General features: G+C 65.1%; 16 protein-coding genes. 13 read left to right on the top strand and 3 right to left on the bottom strand.

Annotation, left to right across the window (positions count from 1 at the left end):
- Nucleotides 1-781 (bottom strand): MFS transporter (locus tag ASILVAE211_RS18930; protein ID WP_264478980.1); only part of this gene is annotated, 781 nt, incomplete at its 3' end.
- A gap of 222 nt (nucleotides 782-1,003) precedes the next feature.
- Here ASILVAE211_RS18930 and ASILVAE211_RS18935 point away from each other — a divergent pair.
- Nucleotides 1,004-1,654, top strand: coding sequence for a GntR family transcriptional regulator (locus tag ASILVAE211_RS18935; protein ID WP_227322928.1), 651 nt, complete (start codon nucleotides 1,004-1,006; stop codon nucleotides 1,652-1,654).
- A 115-nt stretch (nucleotides 1,655-1,769) separates the two neighbouring features.
- Here the strand turns inward: ASILVAE211_RS18935 and ASILVAE211_RS18940 are convergent, their stop codons facing one another.
- Complete coding sequence (locus ASILVAE211_RS18940; protein ID WP_227322929.1) at nucleotides 1,770-2,075, bottom strand: hypothetical protein; 306 nt, start codon at nucleotides 2,073-2,075, stop codon at nucleotides 1,770-1,772.
- Nucleotides 2,076-2,453: 378 nt separating this feature from the next.
- Here ASILVAE211_RS18940 and ASILVAE211_RS18945 point away from each other — a divergent pair, with 378 nt between their 5' ends.
- The 12 genes from ASILVAE211_RS18945 to fhuB all read left to right on the top strand — a co-directional run bounded on the left by ASILVAE211_RS18945 (nucleotide 2,454) and on the right by fhuB (nucleotide 14,685).
- Complete coding sequence (locus ASILVAE211_RS18945; RefSeq protein WP_227322930.1) at nucleotides 2,454-3,872, top strand: APC family permease; 1,419 nt, start codon at nucleotides 2,454-2,456, stop codon at nucleotides 3,870-3,872.
- Entirely contained in the window at nucleotides 3,869-5,290 is a 1,422-nt protein-coding gene (locus ASILVAE211_RS18950) for an amidase (protein WP_227322931.1), read from the top strand. The genes ASILVAE211_RS18945 and ASILVAE211_RS18950 overlap by 4 nt, the downstream gene beginning before the upstream one ends.
- Nucleotides 5,287-5,496, top strand: coding sequence for a hypothetical protein (locus ASILVAE211_RS18955; protein WP_227322932.1), 210 nt, complete (start codon nucleotides 5,287-5,289; stop codon nucleotides 5,494-5,496). The genes ASILVAE211_RS18950 and ASILVAE211_RS18955 overlap by 4 nt, the downstream gene beginning before the upstream one ends.
- Complete coding sequence (locus ASILVAE211_RS18960) at nucleotides 5,489-6,163, top strand: AzlC family ABC transporter permease (RefSeq protein WP_227322933.1); 675 nt, start codon at nucleotides 5,489-5,491, stop codon at nucleotides 6,161-6,163. Before ASILVAE211_RS18955 ends, ASILVAE211_RS18960 begins: the two co-directional genes overlap by 8 nt.
- Nucleotides 6,133-6,474, top strand: coding sequence for an AzlD domain-containing protein (locus ASILVAE211_RS18965; protein ID WP_227322934.1), 342 nt, complete (start codon nucleotides 6,133-6,135; stop codon nucleotides 6,472-6,474). The genes ASILVAE211_RS18960 and ASILVAE211_RS18965 overlap by 31 nt, the downstream gene beginning before the upstream one ends.
- 104 nt (nucleotides 6,475-6,578) lie before the next feature.
- On the top strand, nucleotides 6,579-6,947 hold the full coding sequence (locus ASILVAE211_RS18970) for a CidA/LrgA family protein (protein WP_227322935.1): 369 nt from the start codon (nucleotides 6,579-6,581) through the stop codon (nucleotides 6,945-6,947).
- The gene (locus tag ASILVAE211_RS18975) at nucleotides 6,944-7,636 is read left to right on the top strand and encodes an LrgB family protein (protein ID WP_227322936.1); all 693 of its coding nucleotides are present in this window, start codon (nucleotides 6,944-6,946) and stop codon (nucleotides 7,634-7,636) included. Before ASILVAE211_RS18970 ends, ASILVAE211_RS18975 begins: the two co-directional genes overlap by 4 nt.
- A gap of 97 nt (nucleotides 7,637-7,733) precedes the next feature.
- Entirely contained in the window at nucleotides 7,734-8,255 is a 522-nt protein-coding gene (locus ASILVAE211_RS18980) for an RNA polymerase sigma factor (RefSeq protein ID WP_227322937.1), read from the top strand.
- A gap of 76 nt (nucleotides 8,256-8,331) precedes the next feature.
- The gene (locus tag ASILVAE211_RS18985) at nucleotides 8,332-9,249 is read left to right on the top strand and encodes a FecR family protein (protein ID WP_227322938.1); all 918 of its coding nucleotides are present in this window, start codon (nucleotides 8,332-8,334) and stop codon (nucleotides 9,247-9,249) included.
- Nucleotides 9,250-9,368: 119 nt separating this feature from the next.
- The gene (locus tag ASILVAE211_RS18990; protein ID WP_227322939.1) at nucleotides 9,369-11,834 is read left to right on the top strand and encodes a TonB-dependent siderophore receptor; all 2,466 of its coding nucleotides are present in this window, start codon (nucleotides 9,369-9,371) and stop codon (nucleotides 11,832-11,834) included.
- 53 nt (nucleotides 11,835-11,887) lie between these two features.
- A complete protein-coding gene (locus tag ASILVAE211_RS18995) occupies nucleotides 11,888-12,706 on the top strand; it encodes an ABC transporter substrate-binding protein (RefSeq protein WP_227322940.1) in 819 nt (272 codons plus the stop codon).
- Entirely contained in the window at nucleotides 12,706-14,685 is a 1,980-nt protein-coding gene (gene fhuB / locus ASILVAE211_RS19000; protein WP_227322941.1) for a Fe(3+)-hydroxamate ABC transporter permease FhuB, read from the top strand. The genes ASILVAE211_RS18995 and fhuB overlap by 1 nt, the downstream gene beginning before the upstream one ends.
- Here the strand turns inward: fhuB and ASILVAE211_RS19005 are convergent.
- Nucleotides 14,631-15,161, bottom strand: coding sequence for a GNAT family N-acetyltransferase (locus tag ASILVAE211_RS19005; protein ID WP_227322942.1), 531 nt, complete (start codon nucleotides 15,159-15,161; stop codon nucleotides 14,631-14,633). The two genes, fhuB and ASILVAE211_RS19005, sit on opposite strands and share 55 nt — an antisense overlap.
- Between the last annotated feature and the right edge of the window lie 13 nt (nucleotides 15,162-15,174).

Below are 15,174 nucleotides of genomic sequence, written 5' to 3' on the forward strand. Positions count from 1 at the left end.
TAACGGTCGTGTGGCCAATGCGGTCGGCCAGCTTGCCCAGCCTTGAGGCAGAAATAATGCTTCCCAAAGCAGCGGCAGACATCACCAGACCGGCCATGAAGGTCAGGCGTTTCGGGTCATCGATCAGCGTCGCCACATAGACAGTGATAATTGGCTCGATCGACATAGTAGCGACCATCAGGAGAAGCCCCGTCGCCAGCATGGCCAGAACCACTTTGTTCGCGAAAATTTCAGGCCATGATGCCTTGGGCCGGGCAGCTTCGGCCCGCACCACACGCGGCGGCTCACGCAACAGAAACAGCGACGCCAGGAAAGCGACAAAGATCAATCCACCGGCCCCGAAGAAGGTCGCGCGAATGCCGATCAAATGGGGCAGCAGGCCACCCACCAAGGGGCCCAACAGATTTCCCGCCATGATGCCGGAGGACAGCAGACCGAGGGCCCAGCCGGAGCGCGCTTTCGGCGTTTGTGTCGCAACCAGGATGGTCGAGCCTGATGCGTAACCGCCAGAGAGCCCGGCCAAAAGCCGCAAACCGACGAGTTGCCAGATGGTCGTGGTGAGACCCATGAGCGACATGGTAACGGCCATGCCGATGCTAGCGCGCACCAACATGGACTTGCGGCCATAGCGGTCTCCCAAACGGCCCCAGAGGGGGGCTGTCAGGCCAGCGGCGAGAAAAGTCGCGCCGAAGACGATGCCGGACCATTGAACGATCGCCGCATGGCCGTGAACGCCCATCTCGGCGACATAAAGCGGCAGAAACGGCAGCAGAAGGGTCATCGCGAAGACGGTCGTGAACGACCCAAACACACAGACGGCCAAATTCCTTTGCCAATGACCCGCACTGTTGCCACTGGCCTGAGGCGCTTGTTGAGAATCTGTCATCGTGAAACGGCCTTGATTTGCTTTTGCTCTTTTTTGGTAGACCGTTTTGGTATACCAAAACAAGACGACTGACGCATAGGAGACCGGCCGCGTGAAAAAGGGGGGTATTCGCCTGAGATGACGCAAATGCAAGATGCGGAAGACCGCCTGCGGCGGATGATTCTGGATATGGAAGTGGGTCCTGGCGAGAGGCTGACCGAGCGCTGGATGGAGGGTCAGCTTGGCGCATCGCGAACTTCCATCCGGGCTGCTTTGTTCCGGCTTGAAGCCGAGGGGCTGGTCGCGCGCGAAGGCAGGGGCTGGATTGTGCCGCCGCTCGATTTGGAGGAAATCGCGCAGCTTTTCGCCTATCGCGAAGTGTTGGAGGTCTCAGGCCTGCGGCGGGCGCATCCGGATATCATCCCAGCCAAGATTGCCGAGATCGAACGCCTGCTGGATGAGACCAGCGCCGACGCGACGCCGGAACAGATTGATCTGGCGGGGCGGCAGTTCCATCTTTGGGTCGCCGATCTGGCACAGAATGAATTCATCAGCCGGGGCGTGGCGGATGCCATGGCGCGATTGCAAAGGGCACGCTGGCTCGAAGCTGACGCCAAACATCACGGTTGGGAAGAACACCGTGCCATCGTCGCTGCAATCCACCAATTTGACATGAATCGCGCCGTTGATCTGCTTGAGAGCCATCTTCGCGACACCTGCGCACGCCTTATCGATATGCTGAGCACAGGCCGCCGAACCCTGCGCTCGCGCGGTATCGTTCTTAAATAATAATAAATTGAGACCATCAGAATGGCGGTGCAAGGACGGTTAGCTTCGTCCTGTCTGCTCACTGCCAATTTCAACCGGAAGGCGATAGTCCGCTTTCCCCGCCCAAGGCGGCCATTCAATCGTCCGCGCGCGCCAAAAATTCTGCCACCAGCGCCGTCCATTCGTCACTGATGGACAGGCCCGGCATGGCGCGTCCAGCGCGGCGATACCAGTAGCGGGCATTGCCGGTATCGCCCTCCTGCCGGTGCAGATGGGCATGGATGAGGTCGCAATCGGCTTCGCCCTCATGGCCCTGCACGACATCATGGGCGCGGTCCCAATCCTGCCGACCCGCCCACCATAATGCCACGAGCGCCGGGGGCAGGGCAGGCGGCGGGGCTGTGCCATTTAGGCTGTCCCGAAAATTCTCGACTGTCGGCATCCTTGGCGTCCTTACCCAACCCGGTTCGGCGACCGTGGAACCGCGTGGCGTCCCGCGCAAGGCCTCTGATCGCGGCCATACAGCGTCAGGTGGGTCCGCCAGCTGGTATGACATCATCCTTACTCTGCGCATTTTATCGGCGAATGCCGCCAGAATATGAATAAATATTAGGCAAATTATGCCTAAACGCCTGAAATTCGCGCTACATTTGCCTGGAATCCGTTTGACGTCGAGGGGATATGCCCTGGTATTGTTCAACGATGACCCGAAACGGTTCACTGAAATCTTGCGCTTGGTTGATGATCGCTCTTGCGGCCGTCGGCCCAGCCACCCGCATCGACTGACGCTCAACCGCCGCCATCTGGTAAAGGAAAGACCTTGTCCGACATTGAACTGCCCGCCTCGCGTGAAGAGGGCGCCCCCAGCCTGCGCGCCGGCACGCTGTCCATGCCCAAGGTGCTGGGCATGGGCGCCTCGTACCTCGCGCCCGGCGTCATCCTGATCTTCAATCCGGCGTCGATGGCGCTGGTCTCGGGCAAGCAATCCTGGCTGGCCATCCTGCTCGATATTCCGGCCTTCCTGTTTCTGGTCGTCGGCGTCGCGGTCTTCGCCAAGCGCTATGTCGTGACGGGTTCGCTGATGTCCTATCTGGGCGAGGCTTTCGGCTCCAAATCCCGCATGTTCTCGGGCGCGCCGCTGCTGGTGGCCTATTTCCTGTCCATGCCGCTGACCGCCATTTTCGTGCTGACCTTCGCCCAGGGCCTGCTGCTCGACATGCATATGACCTGGGCCAATAGCCCCACCGCTCAGGTTCTGGTCGTCGCTGTCGTCACCATCATCGCCGCCTATATTTCCTATCGCGGCGTCAATCTGTCGGCGCGTTTCGCGATTTTTTGCACCGTCATCTGCGCGCCCTTCGTGCTGATCCTGATCGTCGCCGCCCTGATCCATACCGGTTCGGGCTTTACCGATCAGTTCTCCCTCAAGGGCATGAAATTCTCCGACCTCGTCGCCGGCCTCGTCATGGTCTTCGTCGGCCTCGTCGGCTTCGAAGGCTTCACCGCCCTCGGCCGTGAGACGAAAGACCCGGTGCGCAATACGCTGATCATCCTGCCCGTCCTCGTCGGCCTCGTCGTCGTCGTGCTGCTGGTCGGCTGCCTGACGCTGGTGCCGGTTCTGTTGCAGCATGTGGCCGCCGTGAATGCCGGCCAGTCCCCGTCTTCCATTGTCGCCGATGCCTCCGGCGTCAGCTGGCTGAAAATCCCGCTGGATGCGACGCTGCTGCTGGCGACCTTCTCCTGCCTCATCGCCGTTCTGAATGACGCCGCGCGCGTCACCGCGACGGCAGGGCGTGACGGCATGCTGCCGACAGGCCTCGGCGTCATCAGCCCCAAGACGGGCACGCCCGCGCGCTCCATCATCTTCATGGCGGTGCTGGCCATCGGCATTCCGGCGGTCTCGCAATATGTCGTGCAGCAATCGCCCTTGCAGGCCTCCGCTGCCATGGGTCCGACGCTGGTCTATCTGTGGCTGGTGCCGTATCTGGCCATGTTCGTCGGCGTCATCGCCATCAAGCGGCGGGAAGGCGCGCTGGTCTCGCTCACCACCTTGATTGCAGTCCTGGGCTTCCTGTTTCTGATCTTCCTGACCGTCTACAGCATCAGCCAGCTCACCGGCACGATCCAGAAGGCGGCCCCTGCCATCGCGCTCGGTCTTGCGGCGCTGCTGTTTATCGTGTCCCTCATCCGTGACATCGGCGGCTCCGGCCGCAGCGCACTCGCGAAGGCTTCCGCTTGACCCTCTCTGATATGCCCACAACCATCGCGCAGAGTGCCTCCGCTCTGCGCGATGGACGTTTGACCAGCGTGCAGCTTGTCTCCGCCCTTCAGACCCGCGCGGCGGCGATTGATCCGCGTCTCGGTGCCTTCACAACGCAATATATCGACCACGCTCTGGCGGCCGCCGCCATTGCAGACCGCGAACTGGCGGCCGGGCAGGATCGTGGACCGCTGCACGGCATTCCGCTGGCGGTGAAGGATATTGTCGCCGCCAAGGAAGGCCCGACGACGGCCAGTTCCGCGGTCGTCGACCCGTCCTGGTGGCAGGGGCAGGATGCGCCGGTCGTGGCCCGCCTGCGCGCGGCGGGCGCCATCATCCTCGGCAAGACCACCACCATGGAATATGCGCTGGGCGAGCCCGACAGCGATCAGGCCTTGGCGCAGCCGCGCTGCGCCTGGGACTTGGGGCGCTGGGCCGGCGGGTCCAGCTCCGGCTCCGGTTCGGGCGTCGCGGCCGGTCTGATGCTGGGGGCTGTCGGCACCGATACCGGCGGCAGCGTGCGCCTGCCGGCCGCCTTCAACGGCATTACCGGCCATAAGCCGACCTTCGGCCTCGTGCCGAAATCGGGCGTGCATGTGCTGGGTTTTTCGTTGGATGCCGTCGGCCCCATGGCGCGCACCGCGCGGGATTGCGCGCTCATGCTGGATGTCATGGCCGGGCATGATGCCTCCGACGCATCCTCCGCCCGCGTCGCTGGCGGCGGCTATGCCAAGGGGCTGGATACACCCGTCAATCTCACCGGCCTGCGCATCGGCGTCGATCTTGCCGCCGTCGCCGGCCGTGTGGGCTGCGACCCGGCGACATTCGGGGTCTTTGAAGCGGCGCTGCGCGTCTTTACCGATGCCGGTGCTATCCTTGTTCCCTACGTCGCACCGGAATGGCGGCTCTGTGCGCTCAGTGCCGCCGTCGTCTGGCAGGTGGATGCTTTGACCTATCACCATGACCTGCTGCGCGAGCGTTGGAGCGAATTCGGACGCGGCATCCGCGCGCAGTTCATCGAAGGGATGCTGGTGACGCCGTCCGACATGAAGGCGGCCGACCGCGTGCGGCGGCAGATCTGCGCGCATATGGCGCAGGTGCTGGACGGCGTCGATATTGTCATGTCACCAACCCACGGCACGGCCGCGCTTCTGTATGACGAGCGGTCTGGCAGCGGCGTCGATGAAACGGCCTTCACCTCGCTGTGGAACCTCACCGGCGGACCGGCCATTTCCCTGCCTATGGGGGTCACGGGCGAAGGGCTGCCGCTCGGCCTGCAAATTGCCGGGCGCGCTTTCGATGACGGTCAGGTTCTGGCCATCGCCGATGCCTTTCAGGCGATGACGGCGCATCATCGCGCCATGCCGCCCATCGCGCGCGGGGAGATGCTGTCATGAGCCAGGACAAGGCGCGCGCCTATGCCGATGTCGCGGCGGCCAAGCTCGGCCTGCCGCTGTCGGAGGCCGAGTTGCAGCAAGCGGCCGAGCGCGTCGTCAGCAAGCAGGTGGATTTCGCGCCGCTGCACGCGGCGGCGAAGACAGCGCCGATCGAAGGGGAGCTGACCTTTCAGCCGGCCTCCGCGCAAGCCGGACGGCATGACTAAGCAGGCTGGCTTTTCGCCGACCGGGCTGCTGCTGCTGACCTTGGCAGTGGCCCTGTTCGGCATCGCCTATGGCGCGGACAGCTATGCCGAGGGCGGAGGCGTGCTGGGGCCGGTGCTGACTTCCTTTCTGGTCCAGGGCGGGGCCTCGCAGATCGCCTCCCAGGGGGTTCTACGCTCCGGCGGGTCGGCACTCGCCGCCATTCTGGTCGGCATGGCGCTGAACCTGCGCTTCATGGCGCTGGCGCTGGCCATCGCGCCGGATTTGCCGAAAGCCGCCCTGCCGCGCATGCTGGCGGCCTATCTTATCAGCGATATCCCGGTGGGGGTCGCGCTGACGCAAAGCGGCCCGTCGCGCGGCCGGCTGTTTATCCTGGTTGGCATCCTGGCGGGCGGCGCCTGGGTTGGCGGCACGCTGATCGGCACGCTGGTCGGCGCCCAAGTTGATGTCGCGGCTTTCGGGGCGAATGGCGCCATCATCGGCGCCTTCGTGGCGCTGGCCATGACCCATATCCGCAACCGGCGCACGATCGCGATTGCCCTCTGTTCCTTCGCCGCGACCATCGCGCTGATGCTCTGGGTCAGTTCCGGCATTTCCGTTCTCGGCGGGGCGGCCTGCGGGCTGATCGTGGAGAGGCTGTGGCCGCCGCTGCCGAAGGTGCCGGCATGAACTGGCTGGTGGTGCTGGCGCTCGCTGGCGGCAATATGGCGTTGAAACTGATGGGCGTGATGGTCTTCGTCCATCGGCCGATTCCGGCCTGGCTGCAACGGCCGGTGGCCGCCCTGCCGCTGGCGATCTACCCGGCCTTGGTGGCGGCGGCCGTCTTCGGCCATGACGGCGGCATGCGTATCGATGGCCGCGTACTGTCGGCGGGTGCCGTTCTGCTACTGCTTCTGTTGCTGCCGCGCCGGAACATCTTCGGCCTCGTCATGCTGCTGGGCGCGGCGGTGGCCGCCTTGGTCCATTACTGCGCGCGCTGATCTGGGGTTTTCCCTTGCGGTCCGCATGATGCTGCACTGCGGTAGATGATTTTTACTTCATCCGGCCAGGGGCGTAGACGGACCCATTGTCCCGAGGTTCTGCCGTGATCGATGCCATCGCCCTGTTATTCGTCTGTCTGGGCCTGGGTGAATGTCTGCACCGCGTCGCCGGGGTGCCGCTGCCGCCCTCCGTCATCGGCCTGCTGGCGCTGCTGGTCTGGCTGGCGGCCGTGCGGCGGGAAAGGCCGATGCTGCAATCCGTTTCAGGATGGTTGACGGCGCATCTGTCCCTGATGTTCGTGCCGGCCGCCGTCGGGCTGATCGACGAGGGGCCGGCGCTGGCGCGCTACGGCATCGGGCTTGTTGTCGCAACCACAATCTCCACCCTGCTGACGATGCTTGTCACCGTCTCGGTCTTTCGCTTCGTCGTCAAACGCACGGGCTCCGGCCCGGCGCCGGTGGTGACGGCATGAACGGGCTGCTGTCCACCCAGGCCTTCTGGCTGGCGGTGACGCTGCTGGTCTTCGAAGGAGCGGACAGGCTGTCGCGCAGCACGGGGCGGCATCCGCTGTGCCATCCGGTTCTGCTCTCCACGCCCGTCATCATCGCGATATTGCTGATCACGCATACGCCTTACGCCACTTATGCCAGTGCCACTTCAGTTCTGGCCTTCCTGCTGGGGCCGGCGGTGGTGGGTCTGGCCGTGCCCATCTGGGCGCGCGCCCGGCTTATCCGCCAATTGGCATTGCCGATCACGCTCGCACTCTGCGCCGGGGCGGTGACGGCCATCGTCAGTGCCGTCGGCATCCTGTCGCTGTTCGGCGCGCCGCGCGCCATGCTGGCCTCCATCGCGCCGCGCGCCACCACCACGCCGGTTGCGATGCAGATGGCCGCGGAACTCGGCGGCGTGCCGGCGCTCGCTGCCGTCATCGTGCTCTTCGCGGGCGTCGTCGGCGCCATGACGGCAACCCCCATCTTCAACCGCCTGGGCATCCGCGATTATCGGGCGCGGGGACTGGCCATCGGCGTGACGGCCCATGGGTTCGGCGCGGCACGGGCCTTTCAGGTCGACCCGACGGCTGGGGCTTTCGCGTCCCTCGGCATGGCGCTGAATGCCATCATCACCTGCGTCATCCTCTCGGTCGTGCAGCTCTTCCTGTAATTGAATTTGCGAATTAGTCGCAACTAACCTAAAGCAGGCGCGCGGGCGCTGGGCTCGTTTTTATGAAGCGAGACCATGTGCCGGTGCCGAGGGTCGGGTGACTGAGGGGGGAGGTTCAGGTCTCGCGAGGCTGGCCGCGCTCTATCAGGGGGAGCTGCGGACCCATGCCCGCCGCCGCGCGACGACGCAGGCGGATGCCGACGATCTGGTGCAGGATACCTGGGCCAAGCTCGCCGTGCAGGACCAGGGCGCCATTGGCAATATCCGCGCCTTCCTGCATCGCGTGGTCGATAACCTGTCCATCGACCATCGCCGCAAAAGCCAAATTCGCGCCCGCTACCATGCCACGGAAATCGATGCGGATGCGGTGGCCGACGTCGCGGCACCTGCGCCGACGGCCGAGGCCGGGCTGATCGATACCGACCGCCAGCGCGCCTATGAGACGATCCTGGCGGGCCTGCCGCCGCGCTGCCGGCAGGCGCTTGTCCTCAGCCGCATCGAAGGCTGGCCGCATACCAAGATCGCGCGCCACCTCGGCGTCTCGCCCAATACCGTCACCGCCGATATCCGCCGCGCCATGGAACTCTGCCTGCAAGCCGCGAAAAATTTCGATGTCTGACAGAATGGGAGAAAGCCAGCCCTCAAACGTCATAGAGGGCGATGACAGCAATCATGCCCCATTGTCCGGTGACGGCATGACAAGCGCGCGCAAGGCGGCGCTGGACTGGCTGATGGCGGGCGCTGCGGGGACAGAATTTCGGTCCTGGCTGGCGGCGGACCCGGCGCATGAAGCGGCTTTCGCGGACGTATCGCGGCTTTGGCATGACCCCGCTTTTCTCGCTGCCCTGCGGAGCCAGAAAGCGGCGCGGAAGCGCCGCGTTCTCCGGCCGGCCCTGGCTATGGCGGCGTCCATCTTGGTGGCGGCCTTCCTGGGCCTCGGCGCACTGCGTCTGGCCGGTCTGCCGCTGCGTCTGGCCGGTCTGCCGCTGCATCTGGGGGACGATTACACCACCCGCATCGGCGCGGAACGCAGCGCGATATTGGCAGACGGCAGCGAGCTGACGCTGGATACCGCCTCGGCGGTCGATTTCGGCGTCGGGCCATCCGAACGTAGCCTGACCTTGCGGAGCGGACGCATTTTCATCGCCGTGCATCATGCGGCGAAGCCTTTCCGTGTGCATGTGGGCGCCATCATCGTCCAGGATATCGGCACGGAATTTTCGGTGGACCGGCGCGGCGGTGATGTGACGGTCGCGGTGCGGCAGGGGCAGGTTTCCGTCCAAACCCCGACGGGCGGGGAAAGCGTCAAGGCAGGGCAGGCGGTTTCGGTCATCGGCGGGGTCTTGCAACCCGTGCAGGCAATCGACCCCGGCATCACCTTCGCCTGGCTCGATCATCGGCTGTTCTTTCAGGACGCGTCCTTGGGCGATGTCGTGGCCGAACTGCGCCGCTATCAGCGCGGCTGGATTGTCATGGCAAATCCCGTTCTGGCGCGCATCAAAGTCAGTGGCGGCTATGACCTGCGGCAGCCCGCCGCCGCCATTGACGATCTGGCCAGGCTCAGCGGCGCGGCCGTCACCCGCGTTTCGGACCGGCTGCTCATCCTGCACTGATTTTTGTTCAAAAAGTTTGAGCCGTAGTTGTGATCCCGGCGCTGCCCGCACGTCATAGAAATGCAAACGCTTCTTAGTTGCATTTTTTGAGCGCCTGCCGCTCCGCCATGAGGAATTCTATGACGCGCCTCGATACCGGCCGATCCGGCCCGCTGCCTCGCCAAAACCGGTTTCTGGCCGTTCTTGGGCTGACCACCGCGCTCAGCTGCGGTCTGGCGGTTCTGCCCGGACCGCTTTGGGCGCAGGGCGTGGGGACGGCGACGGCGGTCGCTATCGCCATTCCCGGCCAGCCGCTGGATCAGGCTTTGCGCCAGTTGATGCTGCGCACCGGCTTGCAGATTGCCTATTCCGCCGATTTGACGGCCGGCAAGCGCTCGGCCCCGGTCAGTGGTCGCTATAGCGGCACCGAGGCGCTGGGCGTCATGCTCACCGGCACCGGTCTCGCCTATAGCGTGACCGGCACGGGTGTGGTGCGGCTGGACGCGGTGGCGCAGGGCAGCGGCGCCAGCCTGCCGCCGGTGACGGTCCTGGGCTCGGCTGCCAACGGCCAGAGCCCGCGCGGACCCGGTGTCGGCTATGTCGCGACGCGCACGGATACGGCCACCAAAAGCAATACGCCGATCCGGGAAGTGCCGCAGGCCATTTCCACCGTCACGCGCAAGCAGATGGACGACCAGGATGTGCAGAGCGTGCGGCAGGCGCTGCTTTACACTTCCGGCGTCGATTCCGAGGAAAACGGCCTCAACGGCGAAACCTATGAACAGGTCTATGGCCGTGGCTTTTTGATGCAGGAATTTCTGGACGGCATGTTGCTGCCGACCAATGCCTATAATGTTCTGTCGATTGACCCTTATGACCTGGAGCGGATCGAGGTTCTGCACGGCCCGGCCTCTGTTCTGTACGGCTCGGTCAGCCCCGGTGGCATGGTCAACCTGACCAGCAAGATGCCCACCGAAACGCCGCAGCATGAAGTCTATCTGCAAGGCGGATCGCCCGAGCAGATCGGCGGCGGTTTCGATCTCGGCGGACCTGTCGACGGCAGCGACAAGGTTTTCTACCGTATCGTGGGGTCTGCCGTGGACGGCGATACCCAGGTCAAGGGCATCGACAAGAAGCGCGTCTCCATCGCGCCCTCCGTCACCTTCAAGCCCGACGCCGATACCAGCTTCACCATCCTCAGCCGCTATCAGGATGTGCCGGAGGCCGGCTATTACAATACGCTGCCGGCGCAGGGCACGGTCTGGGGCAATACGCCGGGCCAGATTCCGACCGAATTGAACCCCGGTGACCCCAACTACCAGCATTACAGCAAGACCGAAGCCTCCATCGGCTATCTGTTCGATCATCGTTTTGACGATGTCTGGTCGGTGCATCAGTCCGCCCGCTATACCTATGACAAGGCGGACTTGCAGAATGTCTTCGCCTATGGCGTGACGCCGGACGGCATGTCGCTGGAACGCTATGCCTTCTCCAACGACACCTCGCTGAACCAGTTTACGGTCGATACCAATGCGCAGGCCAGGTTCGGCACCGGTCCCGTGCGCCATACCGTCACCATGGGGCTGGACTATCAGCGCGTCTATTACAAGGAAGTCTACGGCAGCAATTTTGACGAGCCGGACCTCAACATCTTCGCGCCGGTCTATCATCAGGTCATCAATCCGGTGACGTCTTTCACCACCGATACCGAATTGCAGCAGCAGACCGGGCTTTATGCGCAGGACCAGATGCGTCTCGGCCACCTGGCGCTGCTCATTGGCGGCCGCAATGACTGGTCATCCCAGGCCGAGCATGACGAGACGGATGGCAGCGCCTGGGCCGATCAGAACGACAGCAAATTCACATGGCGCGTCGGGGCGGTCTATCTGATGGATAACGGACTCTCGCCCTATGCCAGCTATTCCACGTCCTTTCAGCCGGAAGTCGGCACGGACGCGAATGGCAATGCCTTCAAGCCCACGACGGGCCAGCAGTACGAGGTCGGGGTCAAATACCAGCCGCCCGGCTATAACAGCTTCGTCACCGCCGCCCTGTTCAACCTGACGCAGCAGAATGTTCTGACGACGGACCCGACCAATTCCAACTTCCAGACACAGACAGGGGAAATCCGCTCACGCGGGTTGGAGCTGGAAGGCCATGCCAGCCTGACGGATCATCTCAACCTTATCCTGTCCTATACTTATCTCGACAATGTCGTGACCAAAAGCAACACGACCAGCGGCGCCTATACCTATAATGTCGGCGCTACGCCGGCCGAAATCCCGAGCAATATGGCGTCCGTCTGGGCCGATTACCGCTTGCCTTGGCACGCGCTGCGCGGCCTGACGCTGGGCGGCGGCCTGCGCTATGTCGGCTCCACCTATGGCGACGACGCCGACAGTTTCTCGCTCCATGCCGTGACGCTGCTGGATGCGACGGTGACCTACGATCTTTCGGCTTTGAGCGATCAGCTGAGTGGGCTGAGCTTCCAGATGAACGGCACCAATCTGCTCAACACCACCTATGTCGCCGGCTGCACCAGCGATATCGCCTGTTCCTACGGCCTGAAGCGCGTTGTCTTGGGATCGCTGAAGTATAAGTGGTGACCTCGCGCCGTGCCGTCTTGGCAGGCGCGGCTAGCGCCTGTTTGATACCTGGCTTGGCAGACGCGGCGGGTCTCTCGCCGCGTCTTGTCGTGCTGGACTGGGGATTGCTGGAAACGCTTCTGGCGCTGGGCGTGGCACCGATAGCGGCGGCGGAGACGGGCAATTATGCGCGAACGGCCGCGACCCTGCCGGTGCCGCGCAGCGTCACCGATATCGGGCTGCGGTTGGACCCTGATCTGGAATGGATCAGCGCGCTCAAGCCAAATGCCATTCTCATCAATTCGGCGCAATCTGCGCAGGTGCCGGTTTTGAAGCCGCTCGCACCGGTCTGGCGCTTTACCATCTATGACGGCAGCGGCTTGCCCTTGCGCAATGCCGTCAGCGTCACGCGCAATCTAGGCGGCAGGATCGGACGCAGCCAGCAGGCCGGCAGTCTGGTAGCTGCCACACAGCAAAGCCTGACGCCTCTGGCCGGCTATGACGGCAGGTCCATTCTGCTTTTCAGCTTTCTGGATGCGACGCATATCGCGCTCTATGACCGGTCAAGCCTCGCCGGCAATGTGCTCTCCGCGCTCGGTCTCGCGAACGCCTGGGGGCAGGGTGGTGGCGGCTGGGGCGTGGTGCCTTTGTCCTTGCCGGCGCTGGCACAAAGCCCCGAGGCGCGGCTGATCTGTTTCGGCCCCGTCCCACAACCAGCCCGACGCATGATGGCGCAAAGCCCGCTGTGGCGCGGCCTGCCGGCGGTGCGGGCGGGTCGGCTGCGGTTTTTGCCGCCGGTGTGGAATTACGGCGCGCTGCCCACCGCCATGCGCCTCGCTGGCCTCATGCGCGCGGCACTCGCGCGCCCGGACGGGCAGGACCGCGTCGGCTGATGCGACCTGCGCTGAGCCTGTCTGTGGTTCTGTACCTGGCCGCGCTTGCTGCTGCCCTGCTGCTGCATCGTATTGCCGTGTTGTTGCCCGGCGGGGCTTGGTTGGCGGCGGCCTTTCACCCTGATGCCACCAGCGTCGCGCAATTGACGCTGCATTTCAGCCTTTTGCCGCGTGTCGCGGTTGCACTTCTGGCGGGTGCCGCTTTGGGCCTGTCCGGCGTGCTGCTGCAACAGGTGTTGCGTAATCCCTTGGCCGAGCCCGCGACCTTGGGCATTTCTGCCGGAGCTGGGCTCGCCATCACCCTCGCGGACGCTCTGGCGCCGGGACTGGCGGCCAGTTGGGGCCGGCCATTCATCGCGCTGACGGGCGCGCTGCTGGCCGCTGTCCTTGCCTTCGGCCTCTCGGCCAAGCAGAGGTTTTCGCCCATCGCCATCCTGCTCGCAGGCCTGCTGGTCAGCCTCTATGCCGGCGCGGTCAGCGCGGGCGTGCAGCTTCTCGCCAATCCCTACGATCTGTCCTTCTATCTTTGGGGCGGCGGGTCTCTGGTCCAGCAGGACTGGTCCCTGTTCCGGTCGCTGCTGGTGCGGCTGCTGCCTGTCGGACTGGCCGTGATCGTTCTGGTCCGTCCGCTGACGGTGATGGGCTTGGACGAGGCTGGGGCCAAGGGCCTGGGTCTGGCGCTGGCACCGGCGCGGCTGGCCACGCTGGGCCTCGCCACCTGCTTGGCCGCCTTTGTCGTCAGCGCGGTCGGCGTCATCGGTTTCGTGGGCCTCGCGGCGCCGGCCTTGGCCCGCGCCTGCGGCGCGCGGCGCATCGGCCAGCAACTCCTCTGGTCGCCGCTGCTGGGTGCGCTCATCCTGTGGCTGACGGATGAGATTGTCCTGACGGCCTTCGGCGCGGGCCGGGAATTTCTGCCGACCGGGGCGGCCACTGCGCTGATCGGCGCGCCGCTGATTTTTGTCCTCGCCCCGCGTCTGCGCGCGGCCGTGGCCTATGCCCGCACCGCTACCATAATCCGCGCGCGTCATCCTGGCCTGATCCTGCTGCTTTGGGTGGAGCTCTTTCTCGGCGCCGGCTATGGGGCGCTGCATCTTGGGCGCATGCCGCAGGGCTGGGTCTGGACGGATGCGATGGTCGCCCTCCGCTGGCCGCATCTGCTGGGCGCGGCTGCCGCCGGGATGCTGCTGGCCGCCGCCGGCGTGCTGCTGCAAAGGCTGACCGGCAATCCCATGGCCTCGCCCGACCTGCTCGGGATCAGCGAAGGTGCCGCCTGCGGGCGGATCGTCGCGACGGCCATCGTCGGCCCGGCGGCCGCCGGCCTGGTCTGGCTCGGCTCATCCCTGGGCGCGATGATGGTCCTGGCGCTCGTGCTGGCGCTGGGCGGACGGGGCCGCAGGGCGCAGCCGGACCGGCTTTTGCTGGTCGGCATCGCCGCCAATGCGCTGGGCGGCGTGCTGGTGACGCTGGCGCTGCTGGCGGCCGGGCCTGCCGCCGGGTCGCTCCGCGCCTGGATGCTGGGCGATACAGGGCTGATCACGGGGCCGGCGGCCATAACGGCTGTGGCGCTTGTGCCGGTGGCGGCTGCGGCTTTGGTGGCGATGCGCCGCTGGCTGGCGCTGCTGCCGTTGGGCGGCTTTGCCGCCGGCAATCTGGGTCTGAGTGTTGCCACGGCGCGCGGGCTGCTGCTGCTGGCCGCGGGGCTGATGACGGCGACGGCGACGCTGCTGGTAGGGCCGCTCGGCTTCGTCGGGCTTATGAGCGGCCATCTGGCGCGCATCAGCGGCTTTCACCGCCCGCTGCCGCAAGTGCTGGCGGCGTCACTCTCCGGCGGCCTCATCATGCTGCTGGCGGACTGGGCAGGGCATAACCTTGCGGCGCCCGACATGCTGCCTGCCGGGCTGTTGGCGACGCTGATCGGCGGCCCTTATCTGCTCGGGATCATTCTGGTCCGGCGCAGCAGCAGGATCGGCGCATCGTGATAAATGGCGGTCTGCTCTGCCACGAAGCCAAGCTTATCCGCCACCCGCAATGACGCCGCGTGGTCGGGTTGGATGATGGCCACCGTCTCGGCACCCGGAAGATGAGCGTCGCGCCAGGCCAAAGCCGCCTCGGTCGCCTCCCGCGCGAAGCCCTGGCCTTGGGCTTCCGGGCTCAGCACCCAGCCCATTTCCGGCGTACCGTCGAAGCGCGGCACCGTGTCGCGGCGATAGTCGGAAAAGCCGATTTCGCCCACGAAGCGGCCACCGTCGATTGTCTGGACAACCCAATAACCGAAGCCCATCGCCTGCCAATGGCCGATATAGCGCAGCAGGCGCGACCACACCTGTTCTTCCGTTTGCGGCACGCCGCCGATGAAGCGCGTCACCGCCGGGTCGCTCCACAGCGCGCGGCAGGCCGGCAGATGGTCGATAGTCGGCACGGTCAGGCGCAGGCGCGCGGTCAGAATCTCGGTCATGGGGCTGTGATTA

It is taken from the genome of Acidisoma silvae (genome assembly GCF_020618775.1).
Lineage (GTDB): Bacteria > Pseudomonadota > Alphaproteobacteria > Acetobacterales > Acetobacteraceae > Acidisoma > Acidisoma silvae.

Excerpts from the sequence above, each read along its gene's own strand:
- ASILVAE211_RS18940 (WP_227322929.1), bottom strand. The coding sequence starts at position 2,075 with ATGCCGACAGTCGAGAATTTTCGGGACAGCCTAAATGGCACAGCCCCG.
- ASILVAE211_RS18955 (WP_227322932.1), top strand. The coding sequence starts at position 5,287 with ATGAGCCAGGACAAGGCGCGCGCCTATGCCGATGTCGCGGCGGCCAAG.
- ASILVAE211_RS19005 (WP_227322942.1), bottom strand. The coding sequence starts at position 15,161 with ATGACCGAGATTCTGACCGCGCGCCTGCGCCTGACCGTGCCGACTATC.
- ASILVAE211_RS18935 (WP_227322928.1), top strand. The coding sequence starts at position 1,004 with ATGACGCAAATGCAAGATGCGGAAGACCGCCTGCGGCGGATGATTCTG.
- ASILVAE211_RS18985 (WP_227322938.1), top strand. The coding sequence starts at position 8,332 with ATGACAAGCGCGCGCAAGGCGGCGCTGGACTGGCTGATGGCGGGCGCT.
- ASILVAE211_RS18960 (WP_227322933.1), top strand. The coding sequence starts at position 5,489 with ATGACTAAGCAGGCTGGCTTTTCGCCGACCGGGCTGCTGCTGCTGACC.
- ASILVAE211_RS18975 (WP_227322936.1), top strand. The coding sequence starts at position 6,944 with ATGAACGGGCTGCTGTCCACCCAGGCCTTCTGGCTGGCGGTGACGCTG.
- ASILVAE211_RS18990 (WP_227322939.1), top strand. The coding sequence starts at position 9,369 with ATGACGCGCCTCGATACCGGCCGATCCGGCCCGCTGCCTCGCCAAAAC.
- fhuB (WP_227322941.1), top strand. The coding sequence starts at position 12,706 with ATGCGACCTGCGCTGAGCCTGTCTGTGGTTCTGTACCTGGCCGCGCTT.